This is a genomic window from Rhizobium phaseoli (assembly GCF_010668805.1).
Classification (GTDB): Bacteria; Pseudomonadota; Alphaproteobacteria; order Rhizobiales; family Rhizobiaceae; genus Rhizobium; species Rhizobium phaseoli_A.
Genome location: NZ_WUFT01000009.1, coordinates 93,257 through 107,900 on the forward strand (window position 1 = coordinate 93,257; position 14,644 = coordinate 107,900).

Sequence of the window (14,644 nt, forward strand, 5' to 3'; positions counted from 1 at the left end):
CAATGACCGATTTCATCAAGACTTCAGCTTCGCGCAGCCTCGACAACGCCGTGCAGGACCATTTCATCGCAGCCGAGGCGCCGTGGTCCGGTTTCGTCCGCAAGGGCCAGACGATCCGCATCGAGGACAGCTACGGCCAGCAGGCAATCGACACGCTGTTCTACCGTGCCGATGACTTTGCCGAGCGTTATTCCAACCAGGATACGATGCGGGCGCAGGCAGGCGCCTATATCGGCACCGGTACGAGGATCATCTCAAACGAAGGCAACGTCATGCTTGTCATGACAGCCGACAGCTGCGGCCGTCATGATACGTCAGCCGGCGCCTGCTCCTGCGAGAGCAATACCGTGCGCTTCGGCCACGGCGCGAAATATCTGCATGCCTGCCGCGACAATTTTGTGCTCGAGGTGACCAGGCACGGCATGAGCAAGCGCGACATCGTGCCGAACATCAACTTCTTCATGAACGTTCCGATCAAGCCGAGCGGCGAGATGACCATCGTCGACGGCATTTCCGCACCGGGTGATTACGTCGAGCTAGTGGCGGAAATGGACGTGCTCTGCGTCATCTCAAACTGCCCGCAGATCAACAATCCCTGCAACGGCTTCGATCCGACGCCAATCCGGGTGCTGATCTGGGACGGCGAGGACTGATCGATGTTTACCAAGGTCCTTATCGCCAATCGTGGCGAAATCGCCGTCCGGGTCATCCGGACATTGAAGAGGATGGGCATCGCCTCGGTTGCCGTCTATTCCGATGCCGATCGCTTCTCGAAGCCGGCGCTGCTCGCCGACGAAGCCGTGCGCCTCGGCCAGGCGCCTGCTGCCGAAAGCTATCTTGATGTCGATGCCGTCATCGCCGCATGCAAGGCGACCGGTGCTGAGGCCGTTCACCCGGGCTACGGTTTCCTCTCGGAGAATATCGGCTTTGCCGAACGGCTCGCCGCCGAAGGCATCGCCTTCATTGGTCCGCGGCCGCAACATCTGTCGGCCTTCGGCCTGAAGCATACGGCGCGCCAACTGGCGAAAGCGAGCGGCGTGCCGCTGCTGCCCGGCACCGATCTGTTGCAAAGCGTCGAAGAGGCGCTTTCGGCGGCCGAGACCGTTGGTTACCCCGTCATGCTGAAAAGCACAGCCGGCGGCGGCGGCATCGGCATGCAGCTTTGCGCCGATGCGGCAAGCCTTACGGCCTCCTTCGAAAGCGTGCAGCGGACCGCCCGTGCCAGCTTCGGCGATGCGCGCGTCTATATCGAGCGCTTCGTTGCAGAAGCGCGCCATGTCGAGGTGCAGATCTTCGGCGACGGCAAGGGCAGAGTGATCGCGCTCGGCGAACGCGACTGCTCGCTGCAGCGGCGGAACCAGAAAGTCGTCGAAGAAACCCCTGCTCCGGGCCTTTCCGCCGAAACTCGGGCGCGGCTGCACAAGGCGGCGGTCGATTTGGGAAGCTCGGTCTCCTATGAATCGGCCGGCACCGTCGAATTTATCTATGATCCCCAGCGCGAGGAATTCTATTTCCTTGAGGTCAATACCCGTCTGCAGGTCGAGCATCCCGTCACGGAATCCGTCTTCGGCATCGATCTCGTCGAATGGATGATCCGGCAGGCGGCAGGCGAGGACGTGCTCTCCGGCGCTAGGGATCTGACGCCGAAGGGTGCAGCGATCGAAATGCGGATCTATGCCGAAATGCCGCATGCCGATTTCCGCCCGAGCGCCGGCTTGCTGACCGAAGTCATCTTCCCCGACAATGCCCGGGTCGACGGCTGGATCGAGACGGGAACCGAGGTGACGCCCTTCTACGACCCGATGCTTGCTAAGCTGATCGTGGCGGCGGAAGACCGGCCGGCGGCGATCGAGAAACTGAAGGCAGCACTTGCTGCGACATCGATATCAGGCATCGAGACCAATCTCGATTATCTCAAGGCCATTGCCGCTTCCGAACTGCTTGCCGGCGCCAAGGTGGCGACGACGGCGCTGCGCGATTTCGCCTTCGTTCCTGATGTCGTCGAAGTATTGGCGCCAGGCGCGCAATCGAGCATTCAGGAACTGCCGGGCCGGCTTGGCCTCTGGCATGTCGGCGTACCGCCGAGCGGTCCGATGGACGAACGCTCGTTCCGCCATGCCAACCGGCTGGTCGGCAATGCCGATGTGACGGCTGCGCTCGAATTGACGGTTTCCGGCCCGACGCTGCGGTTTTATGCCGACCAGACGATCGCATTGGCCGGTGCCCGCATGCCAATGTCATGCGATGGCATAAGGCTGCCGCATGACGAGCCGGTCATGATCCGGGCCGGTCAGGTTCTGTCGATCGGCACGATCGAAGGACCGGGGCAGCGCGCCTATCTTGCCGTTGCGGGCGGTTTTGCCGCGCCGGTCGTGCTCGGCTCGCGGGCGACGTTTGGCCTTGGCCAATTCGGCGGCAATGCCACCGGCACGCTGAAGACGGGGCATGTGCTGCATTTCGCACGGCAGGCGCCGGCCGAACTGGTGAGACCGGCGACGGAGCCTGCCGCCTTGACGCGCGAATGGGATGTCGGCGTCGTCTACGGCCCGCACGGTGCGCCTGACTTTTTCGAGGATAGCGATATCGAGACGTTGTTCTCGACGGCTTACGAGGTGCATTTCAACAGCGCCCGCACCGGTGTGCGCCTTATCGGCCCGGCGCCGGTTTGGGCGCGCCGCGATGGCGGCGAGGCGGGGCTGCACCCCTCCAACCTCCACGACAATGCCTATGCGATCGGAGCGATCGATTTCACCGGCGATATGCCGATCATTCTCGGCCCTGACGGTCCGAGCCTCGGCGGCTTCGTCTGCCCCGCGGTGATCGCCCGCGATGAGCAGTGGAAGATGGGTCAGTTCAAGCCCGGCGACCGCATCCGTTTTCACGCCGTTGCGCGCCCGCAAGACCCGATCGCCGACCCGGCTGTGCGTCGGGGCGTGGAAGAGACGGGTTCGCCGATCGTCGGTACCAGCGAGGATGGCCCGGTTTCCGTCGTCTACCGCCGCCAGGGGGATGACAATCTGCTTGTCGAATATGGGCCGATGACGCTCGATATCGCGCTTCGTCTGCGGGTGCATCTGTTGATGCAGGCGGTCGTCGAGGCGCGTCTTCCCGGCCTCGTCGATCTGACCCCCGGTATCCGTTCGCTGCAGATCCATTACGACGGCACGCAGCTGACACGAAAGCGGCTACTCGGGTTGCTCTTCGAAATCGAAGCGATGCTGCCGGCGGCGCAGGATGTCACGGTGCCGAGCCGCATCGTGCATCTGCCGCTCTCCTGGAACGATCCGGATGCGGAGCTTGCGATGCGGAAGTATCAGGAGCTCGTGCGCCCGAACGCGCCGTGGTGCCCGTCGAATATCGAGTTCATCCGCCGCATCAACGGTCTGCCCGACGAGCAGGCGGTGCGCGACATCGTCTTCGATGCAAGTTACCTGGTGCTCGGTCTCGGTGACGTCTACCTCGGGGCGCCGGTTGCAACACCGACCGATCCGCGCCATCGCCTGGTGACGACGAAATACAATCCGGCCCGCACCTGGACACCGGAAAATGCCGTCGGCATCGGCGGCGCCTATATGTGCATTTACGGCATGGAGGGACCGGGCGGTTACCAGCTCTTCGGCCGGACCATCCAGGTGTGGAACACGTGGCGGGAGACGCCGGCCTTTGCCAGGGGCAAGCCCTGGCTTCTCAACTTCTTCGACCAGATCCGTTTCTTCCCGGTGAGCAACGGGGAATTGACGGAGGCGCGCGCCGCCTTCCCGCATGGCGGCTATCCCATCAGGATCGAGGAGACGGAATTCTCCTATGCGGCTTATGAGAAGGAATTGCAGGCGAACTCGGCATCGATCGGCCGCTTCAAGACGATGCAGCAGGCTGCCTTCGATGCCGAACGCCAGCGCTGGAAGGAAGCCGGTCTCGACAGCTTCGTCACCGACGAAGGAGCGGCCGAAAGTCCGGACGGGGATATTCCCGATGGTTGCTTCGGTGTTGCCAGCGCCGTGCCCGGCAATATCTGGAAACTGCTGGTCGAGCCGGGCGCCCCGGTTGCGGCCGGCGATACACTTGCCATCATCGAATCGATGAAAATGGAAATCAACGTCACCGCCCATGCGGCAGGCCACGTCCGTGAGCTGCGGGCCGGGCCGGGAAGAAACGTCAAAGCCGGCGACATCATCGTCGTCCTGGAGGAATGCTGACATGCTGCCGACCATTCTCGATCTCTCAAGCCTTCGCGCTGCCTATCAATCCGGCCTGACGCCGCTCGATGCCATAGAAGAGGTGATCGCCCGCCGCGCCGCGTCGAAAGATCCGGCGATCTTCATCACCCCGGTGCCGGACGAGGAGCTGCGCGCTGCCGCCCGGGCGCTGATGGCACGCGCGCCTGAGCCAAACAGTCTGCCGCTCTGGGGCGTGCCCTTCGCCGTGAAAGACAATATTGATGCCGCCGGCCTGCCAACGACCGCCGCCTGCCCGGCCTATGCGTATCGGCCGGAGGCGGACTCGACCGTCGTCGCACGGTTGAAGGCAGCCGGTGCCATCATCATCGGCAAGACCAATCTCGACCAGTTCGCAACCGGCCTCAACGGCACGCGCTCGCCCTATGGCGCGCCGCGTTCGGTTTTCGATGCGGCTTATATCTCCGGCGGTTCGAGTTCCGGATCTGCCGTCACGGTAGCATCCGGCCTCGCCGCCTTCGCGCTCGGTACGGATACGGCGGGCTCCGGCCGCGTGCCGGCGGCCTTCAACAATCTGGTCGGCATCAAGCCGACCCCAGGCCTTCTGCCGAACACCGGCGTCGTTCCGGCCTGCAAGAGTGTCGACTGCATTACGATTTTTGCCGCGACCGTCGGTGACGGCGTTGCGATCCGCAAGGTCGCCGAAGGCCTCGACGCCGCCGATCCTTTCTCCCGTCGCGCCAAGCCGGCAAACCTGCCGGTGTCGAGGTTGCGCATCGGCGTCCTCACCGTCGCCGAGCGTGAGTTCTTCGGCGACAAGGAGGTAGAGGCGCTTTACGACCAGGCGATCGAGCGGGCCAGAGTGCTCGGCGCGACCATCGTGCCTTTCGATTACGCGCCATTCCGCGAGGCCGCCGCTCTCCTTTATGACGGGCCGTGGGTCGCCGAACGTCTGGCGGCGGTCGAGACCTTCCTCGCGACGAACGCTGCCGATTTCGACCCGACGGTCAGAGGGATCATCGAGGGTGCCAGGGGCAAGACCGCGGTCGAGGCCTTCAACGGCCGCTACCGGCTGGAGGAACTGCGCCGCAAGACCGAAGCCGAATGGGAAAAGGCGGACGTGCTTCTGCTGCCGACCGCACCGACCACCTGCACGGTCGCTGACATGCTCGCCAATCCTGTGGTGCTGAACGGTCGTCTCGGCCGTTACACCAATTTCGTCAACCTGCTCGATTGCGCGGCGATCGCCGTTCCTGCCGGCTTCGGAAAAGACGGTTTGCCGGGCGGCGTTACCGTGATCGCGCCTGCTTTCACCGATGATGCGCTGGCGCCGCTGGCCGATGCGCTGCATCGCGCAGCAAGCTCCGGCATGGGCATCGACAGGCAGGCTGCCATCCCCGAAGCCAGCCGCGTTGCGGCTGTCGATGACGGCTTCGTCGAGATCGTCGTTGTCGGTGCGCATCTGACCGGCATGCCGCTCAATCATGAGCTGACCGGCGCCGGCGGGCGGCTGATCAGGACCTGCAACACGACTGGCGAATACCGTCTCTTCGTGCTGCCGGATACGGTGCCGCCGAAGCCAGGCCTCGTTCGCGAACCCGGCCACACGGGTCGCGGTCTGGAGGTTGAGGTCTGGGCGCTGCCGGCTGATGCTTTCGGCCGTTTCGTCCAGAAGATCCCGGCACCGCTCGGTATCGGAAAGGTGGCGCTCGACGATGGCACGAGGGTTTCCGGCTTTCTTTGCGAGGCACATGCGGTGAACGGCGCCGAAGACGTTACCTCGCTTGGCGGCTGGCGAAGCTATATCAGCGCCAAGTTGGCAAGCTGAGCGTAAGGAGGTAAAAATGGCGACGATGTTCAAGCGGCTGGGCGCGCTTCTGCTGATGGGGCTGGTTGCGCGAACCAAGGCGATCGGCAGACGGGGCCTGCGCTGACGACTTACCGTTTCTCGGCAAGTTCGATCTGGATACCGTCGGGATCGCGCAGGAAGGCAACCTTGTGCAGCACCTCGGCGTTGATTGCCAGGCGCGGCCGCTCCTTGACCTCGACGCCCGCCTTTTCCAGCCGGGCGAAGGTCTCTTCGACGCTGTCGAACAGGAAGGTCAGGTGACGCAGGCCGGCCGTACCCTCCGGCACATCAACCGCCCTTGCCGCACCACCCGCCGGTGCACCGATTTCGAGCATGCCCCCGCCGGCATCGAGAAAGGCGATCTCTCCGCCGTCGGCCATGACCTTGCGCAGACGCAAGCGCAGGCCGAGCAGGCCGCAGTAGAAATCGATCGTGCGGTCCATGTCGCTGACCGTCATGCCGACATGCTCGAAAGATTTCAGCATGGAGCGCCCTCCCCCCGGTCAGCCGGCAGCCTGGCGCCGTTCTTCTTCCGGAAGCCAGGATCGATAAAGCGGATGATCGGCGGCGATCGGCATCGGCGTCGGCCGGCCGGTACGCTGCGAGAAATAGGCCGCCGTCACCAGCTCCAGCGAATTGCGGGCATCCTGCAGCGTCACCGGCGGCTCGCTATCCTCGACGATCGCCTTGTGGAAGAGTTCGAACTGACGGGTGTAACCGTCCTCGCCAGGCACATAGGCGGCGAGCGCCGCATCGATTTTCGCCTGGTGCTCCTCCGTTCCTGCGGTAAAGACCCAGGGATCGCGGCCCATCGTATAGGGTTCGAGGATGCTTTCGGCGACGAGATCGCTGAAGCAGAAGCGCAGCCGCGAGATCTCCGTGCGCGAGCCGAGCGTCATCGACAGCGTCGCCAGCGAGCCGTTCTGCATTTTCACCGAAAGGGCTGCCGTATCCTCGACCTGGATCGGGTTGACCAGCGTCGCGCCATAGGAAAACACTTCGGCGCAGGGACCATGCACATAGTTCAGCATGTCATGGGCGTGGATTGCATGACCGAGAAGGCCGCCGCCGAGCTCGGTCGCCCATTTGCCGCGCCACGGCACGGCATAATAATCCGGGCCGCGCCACCAATGGGTTTCGATCGTCGTCAGGAACGGCTTGCCGGCGAGGCCGCTTTCGATCAGCAACTTCAGCTTCTGCAGGCCGGAGCCGTAGCGATACTGGAAGATCGGCATCAGCTTCCTGCCGGGGAAACGCGCCAGGATGCGGCCCATCTCGTCGACCTCGGCGATCGAGCCGAACAGCGGCTTCTCGCAGATCACATGCTTGCCGGATTCGATGCCCTTGCGGCAGAGTTCGAAATGCGAGCTCGGCGGCGTCGAAATGTCGATGATATCGAGGTCGTCACGGGCAAACAGCGAATCCGCGTCCTGTGTATATTCGCGGATGCCATATTCCTCGCACAGCGCCCTGCCGCGTTCCTCGTCGAGCGAGCAGAGCACGGGAACCTCGAAAAGCGCCTTGTTCCAGCCGAAGCCGGCCAGATGCCGCGCGGCAATGCCTGCGCCGATGACACCGACGCGCAATTTCCTGGTCATGATATCCTCCTCAGCGAGCGCCGATGCGCGCGGCTTTCGTCTGGGCTTCGAGCGAAAGGCGGCAGACTTCGAAAACGTGATCCTGCGTCATCGCCGTCTGCGTTCGGTTGCCGACATCGGCGGTGAAAGCATCGAAATAGTCGAGCTTTTCATCGCTGCAATCGATGTGGGTCATTTCCTTGCCGTTGACCAGGAACAGGTGATCCTTGCCCGGCCGGCCGGCAATATCGATATATTTGCGCAGCTCGATGTAACCTTCGGTGCCGAGGATGGTCAGGCGGCCGTCGCCCCAGGTCGGCAACCCCTCCGGGGTGAACCAATCGACGCGGACATAACCCGCCGCCCTGTCGGAGCGCAGCAGCACCTCGCCAAAATCCTGGAAATCAGGTTTGTCGGGCATGCCGAAATTGCCGATCGAGCTGGCAATGACCTCGCCTGTGGTCGAGCCGGTGTAGAACAGGAACTGGTCGACCTGATGCGAGGCGATATCGACGATGATGCCGCCGAAGGCTTCGGGATCGAAGAACCAGTCCGGCCGGGTTGGCAGCTGCAGCCGGTGCGGGCCGACGCCGAGCGTCTGGATCACTTTGCCGATCGCGCCGTCGGCGACGAGTTTGCCGGCCTTGACGGCGGAGCGCACGCAATGCCGCTCGGAAAAGCAGATCGAGAAGATCTTGCCGGTCTCGGCAACGGTGCGCCTGACCTCCTCAAGCTGGGCGAAGGTCGTCACCCCGGGCTTGTCGGTCATCACATCCTTGCCCGCTTTCATCGCCCGGACGGCAAGCCCGGCGCGGTCGCGCGGGATCGCGGCAATGCAAATGACATCGATCGACGGATCGTCGAACAGCTTTTCCCGGTCAATCTGCGGCGCATCGGGATAGGTCTTCTCGAAGGCCTCGCGCAATGCCGGCACCGAAGTCTGCGGGCAATAGCCGACGAACTCGCCGCCTGCGGCAAGCAATCCCTTCACGTGATCGAACGTATGCCCATGGTCGATTCCGACGACGGCAAATCTCAACATCGCTGCAATATCCTCCTGGGATGTTCATCCGGCCCGCCGGGGCCAGCCTCCTCCATGTCTAGGCAAAACAGATAACGAAAGGCGGCGCCTGTCAAGGCGAGATAAGGGGTGAAAACGTTCGCGCCGAATATTAAGTATATGAAACAAAACGATGAATTTGTATCTAAATAGTTATTTTCGGGCTTTTGCGGTGGGGATTCCGGGCCAAACAAGCCGCTTGCGCAGATCGGGCAAAACTCTTTTTCCCTGGCGCATCTTGCCCCGTCCGCATGAATGTGATCGATTTTGGCCGCCGCCGGGTCGGAGGGCGGCACCACCCCGCAATTCCAAAAGAGTGCTCCCCGCTCGCTGTGACGGAAGATCGCAATGTCTCAACCTTTTTTCGATGCTGCCGCTTCGGCAGGTCTTTTTGTCGGCCGCATCTGGAATCCCGAGGTTGGCGGGCCGAGTGTCGTGGTGCTTCGAGAGGGCGCGCTGGTCGACATCACGTCGCGCGAATCGCCGACGCTGAGCGCCCTGCTCGAGAGACAGGATGCCGCCGGCTTTGTCCGCGCTGCAAGCGGCAAGGCGATCGGCTCCCTGGAGGAGATCGCCGCCAACAGCTCCGGAGCACCGGATGAAGCGCGTCCCTATCTGCTTGCGCCTGTTGACCTGCAGGCAGTCAAAGCCTGTGGCGTCACTTTCGCTCAGTCGATGATCGAGCGCGTCATCGAAGAAAAGGCCGCCGGCAATCCGGAACGCGCCGCCTCGATCCGTGAGCGCGTCAGCACGCTCATCGGCGGCAGCCTCACCAATCTGAAGGCTGGTTCGCAGGACGCCGCCAAGGTCAAGCAGGCGCTGATCGACGAGGGCATGTGGTCGCAATATCTCGAGGTCGGCATCGGCCCGGATGCCGAAGTCTTTACCAAGGCGCCGGTGCTCTCCTCCGTCGGCTGGGGCGCAGATGTCGGCCTGCATCCGATTTCGACCTGGAACAATCCCGAGCCGGAAATCGTGCTCGCCGTCAACAGCCGCGGCGAAATCAAAGGGGCAACGCTCGGCAACGACGTCAACCTGCGCGACGTCGAGGGGCGCTCGGCACTGCTGCTCGGCAAGGCCAAAGACAACAACGCCTCCTGCTCGATCGGTCCTTTCATCCGCCTGTTCGATGCCGGTTACGGCCTCGATGATGTGCGCAAGGCCGAACTCGACCTGAAGGTGTCAGGCAAGGACGGTTTCGTGCTGCGCGGCAAAAGTTCGATGTCGCAGATCAGCCGCGACCCCACCGATCTCGTCAAACAGACACTTGGGCCTCATCATCAGTATCCGGATGGTTTCATGCTTTTCCTCGGCACACTGTTTGCGCCGACACAGGACCGCGACGCGCCGAAGCAGGGCTTCACCCACAAGATCGGCGATGTCGTCGAGATTTCCTCAGCCGGCCTGGGCGCGCTCGTCAATACGGTACGCCTCTCCACCGAATGCCCGCCCTGGACCTTCGGCATCTCGGCGCTAATGCGCAATCTGGCAAAGCGCGGATTGCTATAAATTATTGAGCGCACAGCTGTCGCGAAACCGGCTTGGGGTTAGCCGCTCTGATCAATAGGTTTCTTATGACAAATAGCTCATTACAAGCCGGTAAACGCTCAGATGAAGAAAAAATGCGGCTTTGTGCTGCTAACAATGCCGACTTGTACCAGACAATATTCCGTGCCCATGGATTGCCTGATCAGCGAACCAGTGCGTTTTGGTCAAGCGATGCAATTGCACCTCCATACTATTCCAACATGACGACACTCGACAGGGATGCAACACAGGAGCAGCTGATTGAAATCGATCGGCTGACAGATCGGCTAGGACGGCGACCTGGTATCAAAGACGGCTTTTCCAAGCTAGATCTCAATAACAACGGGTTCCGGTTGTTGTTTTCCGCATCATGGATTTGGGCTGAACCTCATAAAAGTTCATCGAGCGCGCCTCAAGGTTGGGTGCGCGTTCGCGAGGCGGCGGCGCTGGATCGCTGGGAGCGCTCCTGGAAAGAGTCTGGTAGCCCGACCGATGCCAACGTCTTCACACCGGCCCTTCTTTCCGATCCCGACATGCACATCTACGGTCGATTGGCCGGCGACCGCTTTGATGCGGGATGCGTCGCAAATCGATCGCCGCAGGTTGTCGGCGTCTCCAATATTTTTAGGTTGGCTGGTACGCCGCAAGCCTCCCGCGATGCAATTTCATTGGCCACTGTCGCCTTTTCAGCCGATTTGCCCCTTGTCGGATATGATCGCGGTGAAGCGCTAGCCGAAATGAAAAAGCTGGGTTTCAAGTCCGTCGGCCAATTGCGGATCTGGCTATCTGATGAGGGCGCATAAACGCTCTCCCCTTTGTTCTCCATTAGGGTTGTTTAGCGGGAAAACAACGCTACGCCCTCTTACTGATTCCGGCGCGTGCCTTGCAGCAAGTCGAGAACGGAGTGTGCCGCTTCGAGGACGTTGGTGCCCGGACCGAAGACGGCCGCAACGCCGTGTTCGTGCAGGAATTCATAATCCTGCCGGGGGATGACGCCGCCGCAAACGACGATGATATCGTCACCGCCCTCCGCTCTCAGCCTGTTGATCAGCTGCGGCAGCAGCGTCCTGTGCCCGGCCGCTAACGACGAGACGCCGACGACATTGACCTTTTCGCCGAGCGCCATCTCGACGGCCTCGTCAGGTGTTTGGAACAGCGGACCGGCGAGCACGTCGAAACCGATATCGCCGAAAGCTGAGGCTATCACCTTGGCGCCCCGGTCATGCCCGTCCTGGCCGAGCTTGGCGACCATGATCTTCGGCCGGTGTCCCATCGCTTCCGTCACCTCCGTCATGCGGGCCTTCAGCACGGCGAGTTCCGGCTCGTTGCTATAGGCCTCGCCATAGACGCCGGTGATGACCTCCGGCGTGGCGGCATGATCGCCGAAGGCCTCGCGCATCGCATCCGATATCTCACCGACCGTAGCACGGGCTCGCGCCGCTTCGATCGCGGCTTCGAGCAGGTTGCCGCTGCCGCTGCGCGCGGTCTCCACCAGCCTGGCCAGCGTCTCGCGCACGGCATTGCCATCACGCCGCCGCTTGGTTTCGTCGATACGCTTGATCTGGGCGGTGCGCACCGCGCTGTTATCGATCTCCAGAATGTCGATCGGCTGTTCGTTGTCGAGCCTGTAACGGTTGACGCCGACGATGACCTCCTCGCCCTTGTCGACGGCCGCTTGGCGCCGCGCGGCTGCTTCCTCGATCAGACGTTTCGGCAGACCCTCGTTGACGGCCTTGGTCATGCCGCCGAGCGCTTCGACCTCATCGATCAGCGCCCAGGCCTTGTCGGCGAGCTCCTTTGTCAGGCTCTCGACGTAATAGGAGCCGGCCAGCGGATCGACCACCTTGGTGACGCCGGTTTCATGCTGCAGGATAAGCTGCGTGTTGCGGGCAATGCGGGCGGAAAATTCGGTCGGCAGCGCGATCGCTTCGTCGAAGGAATTGGTGTGCAACGACTGCGTGCCGCCGAGCACCGCCGACATCGCCTCGAAGGCGGTGCGAATGATGTTGTTATAGGGGTCCTGTTCCTGCAGCGAAACGCCGGAGGTCTGGCAATGGGTGCGCAGCATCAGTGAGGACGCCTTCTTCGGCTGGAACTCCTCCATGATCCGGGTCCAGAGCAGCCGGGCGGCGCGAAGCTTGGCCGCCTCCATGAAGAAGTTCATACCGATGGCGAAAAAGAAGGACAGCCTTCCGGCGAAATCGTCGACACTCAGCCCCTTGGCGATTGCCGCCCTGACATATTCCCGACCGTCGGCCAGCGTGAAGGCGAGTTCCTGGACGAGCGTCGCGCCAGCCTCCTGCATGTGATAGCCGGAGATCGAGATCGAGTTGAATTTCGGCATCTCCCTTGCCGTATATTCGATGATGTCGGCAACGATCCGCATCGAGGGTTCCGGCGGGTAGATATAGGTGTTTCGGACCATGAATTCCTTGAGGATGTCGTTCTGAATGGTGCCTGACAGATCGGCCTTCGAAACGCCCTGCTCTTCGCCGGCGACGATGAAGGAGGCAAGGATCGGGATGACGGCGCCGTTCATGGTCATCGAGACGGACATGTCGGCAAGCGGAATGCCGTCGAACAGGATTTTCATGTCTTCGACACTGTCGATTGCGACGCCGGCCTTGCCGACATCGCCCTCGACGCGCGGATGGTCGCTGTCGTAACCGCGGTGGGTGGCAAGATCGAAGGCGACGGACAGGCCCTTCTGACCGGCGGCCAGATTCTTCCGGTAAAAAGCGTTCGATGCCTCTGCCGTCGAGAAGCCGGCATATTGGCGGATCGTCCAGGGCCGGCCGGCATACATCGTCGCGCGCGGGCCGCGGGTGAAGGGCGAAAAGCCGGGAAGCGAGCCAAGATGATCGGCGCCCTCGAGATCCTCGGCCGTATAGAGCGGCTTGACGGCGATACCCTCCGGCGTCTGCCAGGTCAGGGTTTCTGGCGAGGCGCGCGATTCCTTCTGCGCAAGCTCCGTCCAATCCGACAGCGTCTTCTTCGTCATGCGTTTCCTCCGCTTTTCATCGGGACCCTACCATTCCATAGGATCGCCGTGCGATACAAATCCTTGATTTTTATTTCCGGCTGAGGAGCCGTCTCATGAAGACAATGCAGATCTATGCCTTCGATATGAATTGCGTCGGGCATATTAATCACGGCCTGTGGACGCATCCGCGCGACCGGTCGGTGGGTTATACCGATCTCGATTACTGGACGGATTTCGCCAGGACGGCTGAACACGGTAAGCTGGACGGCGTCTTCCTCGCCGATATCGTCGGCCTCTATGACGTCTACAAGGGCAGCCCGGCGCCGGTGATCGAGACGGCGGCGCAGGTCCCGGTCAATGATCCGATGATCCCGATTTCGGCGATGGCGTATGTCACCAAGCATCTGGGTTTCGGCGTCACCGTCAACACCACCTACGAGCCGCCTTTTTTGCTGGCGCGGCGCATGTCGACGCTCGATCACCTGACCAAGGGGCGGATCGGCTGGAATATCGTCACCGGATACCTCGACAGCGCTGCCCGCAGCATGGGTTTCGACAAGCTGCCGGAACATGATGCGCGTTACGACACCGCCGAGGAATATCTCGAGATCGTCTACAAGCTCTGGGAGGGCAGTTGGGATGACGATGCGGTTTTGCGCGACAAAGCGGGCGGCATCTACGCCGATCCCTCGAAAGTGCGAGCTGTCAGTCACGCCGGCAAATATTACCGGATGGAGGGCATCCATCTCTGCGAGCCGTCTCTGCAGCGCACGCCCCTGCTCTTCCAGGCCGGCGCTTCGGCCCGCGGGCAGGATTTCGCTGCACGCCACGCCGAATGTGTCTTCATCGCCAGCCCGATGCCAAGGGCGGCGAGATCGACCGTTGATGCGCTGCGGGCGAAGACAGAGGCATTCGGCCGCGGCGCCGACGCGTTGAAGATCCTGAACCTGATCAGCGTCGTCGTCGGGCGAACGGAGAAGGAAGCACACGACAAGCTTGAGGATTATCGCCGGCATGCGAGCGTCGAGGCTTCGCTTGCGCATTACTCCGCCTCTATCGGCATCGACCTGTCGAAATACGGACTGGATGACGTCATCGACCAGAGTTCAACAAATGCCAATCAATCGGCACTTGCTTCAATCACCAAACAGGCGGCAAAGCCGGTGACACCACGCGATATTATCGACCAGATGGTCCTCGGCAGCCGGATGAAGCCGATGGTGGGCTCGCCGGAGCAGATCGCCGATTATCTGCAGACATGGATCGAGGAAGGCGGCATTGATGGCTTCAATCTGGCACGGACGGTGGCGCCGGAGAGCCTGCGCGACTTCGTCGCTCTGGTGGTGCCAGTGTTGCAGGAGCGCGGCCTCTTCAAGGCGGATTATACCGAAGGGCCGCTGCGGCAGAAGCTCTTCGGCGGGGGGAACGGCAGATTGCCCGCCGCGCATCCCGCCGCCGGGTACCGGCGCTGAT

10 protein-coding genes are annotated in these 14,644 nt (G+C 62.2%); 6 read left to right on the forward strand and 4 right to left on the reverse strand.

Going from position 1 to position 14,644, the window contains the following annotated elements:
- The first annotated feature begins 2 nt into the window (after positions 1-2).
- Genes GR197_RS15590 through atzF form a run of 3 tightly spaced genes read left to right on the forward strand, consistent with a single transcriptional unit; the run spans position 3 to position 6,003 of the window.
- Complete coding sequence (locus tag GR197_RS15590) at positions 3-653, forward strand: urea amidolyase associated protein UAAP2 (protein ID WP_164011068.1); 651 nt, start codon at positions 3-5, stop codon at positions 651-653.
- A 3-nt stretch (positions 654-656) separates the two neighbouring features.
- Positions 657-4,196, forward strand: coding sequence for an urea carboxylase (uca, locus tag GR197_RS15595; protein WP_164011070.1), 3,540 nt, complete (start codon positions 657-659; stop codon positions 4,194-4,196).
- A gap of 1 nt (position 4,197) precedes the next feature.
- Positions 4,198-6,003, forward strand: a complete 1,806-nt coding sequence (atzF, locus tag GR197_RS15600; protein WP_164011072.1) for an allophanate hydrolase — start codon at positions 4,198-4,200, stop codon at positions 6,001-6,003.
- A 110-nt stretch (positions 6,004-6,113) separates the two neighbouring features.
- On the opposite strand, the gene GR197_RS15605 is transcribed toward atzF, so the two are convergent.
- The 3 genes from GR197_RS15605 to GR197_RS15615 are packed head-to-tail and all read right to left on the reverse strand — an operon-like array spanning position 6,114 to position 8,643.
- The gene (locus GR197_RS15605; RefSeq protein WP_164011074.1) at positions 6,114-6,509 is read right to left on the reverse strand and encodes a VOC family protein; all 396 of its coding nucleotides are present in this window, start codon (positions 6,507-6,509) and stop codon (positions 6,114-6,116) included.
- Between the two features lie 18 nt (positions 6,510-6,527).
- Positions 6,528-7,622, reverse strand: a complete 1,095-nt coding sequence (locus tag GR197_RS15610; RefSeq protein WP_164011076.1) for a Gfo/Idh/MocA family protein — start codon at positions 7,620-7,622, stop codon at positions 6,528-6,530.
- A 10-nt stretch (positions 7,623-7,632) separates the two neighbouring features.
- Positions 7,633-8,643 carry a Gfo/Idh/MocA family protein gene (locus GR197_RS15615; protein ID WP_164011078.1) on the reverse strand — a complete coding sequence of 337 codons (1,011 nt, stop codon included), beginning with the start codon at positions 8,641-8,643 and terminating at the stop codon, positions 7,633-7,635.
- Positions 8,644-9,009: 366 nt separating this feature from the next.
- Here GR197_RS15615 and GR197_RS15620 point away from each other — a divergent pair, with 366 nt between their 5' ends.
- Positions 9,010-10,170, forward strand: a complete 1,161-nt coding sequence (locus GR197_RS15620) for a fumarylacetoacetate hydrolase family protein (protein WP_164011080.1) — start codon at positions 9,010-9,012, stop codon at positions 10,168-10,170.
- A gap of 65 nt (positions 10,171-10,235) precedes the next feature.
- The gene (locus GR197_RS15625) at positions 10,236-10,991 is read left to right on the forward strand and encodes a hypothetical protein (RefSeq protein WP_164011329.1); all 756 of its coding nucleotides are present in this window, start codon (positions 10,236-10,238) and stop codon (positions 10,989-10,991) included.
- Positions 10,992-11,050: 59 nt separating this feature from the next.
- Here the strand turns inward: GR197_RS15625 and scpA are convergent, their stop codons facing one another.
- A complete protein-coding gene (scpA, locus tag GR197_RS15630; RefSeq protein WP_164011082.1) occupies positions 11,051-13,189 on the reverse strand; it encodes a methylmalonyl-CoA mutase in 2,139 nt (712 codons plus the stop codon).
- Positions 13,190-13,284: 95 nt separating this feature from the next.
- Here scpA and GR197_RS15635 point away from each other — a divergent pair, with 95 nt between their 5' ends.
- The gene (locus GR197_RS15635) at positions 13,285-14,643 is read left to right on the forward strand and encodes an LLM class flavin-dependent oxidoreductase (RefSeq protein ID WP_164011084.1); all 1,359 of its coding nucleotides are present in this window, start codon (positions 13,285-13,287) and stop codon (positions 14,641-14,643) included.
- Position 14,644: the final 1 nt, after the last annotated feature.

Coding starts and splice junctions, on each gene's coding strand:
- GR197_RS15590 (WP_164011068.1), top strand. CDS start 3: ATGACCGATTTCATCAAGACTTCAGCTTCGCGCAGCCTCGACAACGCC.
- uca (WP_164011070.1), top strand. CDS start 657: ATGTTTACCAAGGTCCTTATCGCCAATCGTGGCGAAATCGCCGTCCGG.
- atzF (WP_164011072.1), top strand. CDS start 4,198: ATGCTGCCGACCATTCTCGATCTCTCAAGCCTTCGCGCTGCCTATCAA.
- GR197_RS15605 (WP_164011074.1), bottom strand. CDS start 6,509: ATGCTGAAATCTTTCGAGCATGTCGGCATGACGGTCAGCGACATGGAC.
- GR197_RS15610 (WP_164011076.1), bottom strand. CDS start 7,622: ATGACCAGGAAATTGCGCGTCGGTGTCATCGGCGCAGGCATTGCCGCG.
- GR197_RS15615 (WP_164011078.1), bottom strand. CDS start 8,643: ATGTTGAGATTTGCCGTCGTCGGAATCGACCATGGGCATACGTTCGAT.
- GR197_RS15620 (WP_164011080.1), top strand. CDS start 9,010: ATGTCTCAACCTTTTTTCGATGCTGCCGCTTCGGCAGGTCTTTTTGTC.
- GR197_RS15625 (WP_164011329.1), top strand. CDS start 10,236: ATGACAAATAGCTCATTACAAGCCGGTAAACGCTCAGATGAAGAAAAA.
- scpA (WP_164011082.1), bottom strand. CDS start 13,189: ATGACGAAGAAGACGCTGTCGGATTGGACGGAGCTTGCGCAGAAGGAA.
- GR197_RS15635 (WP_164011084.1), top strand. CDS start 13,285: ATGAAGACAATGCAGATCTATGCCTTCGATATGAATTGCGTCGGGCAT.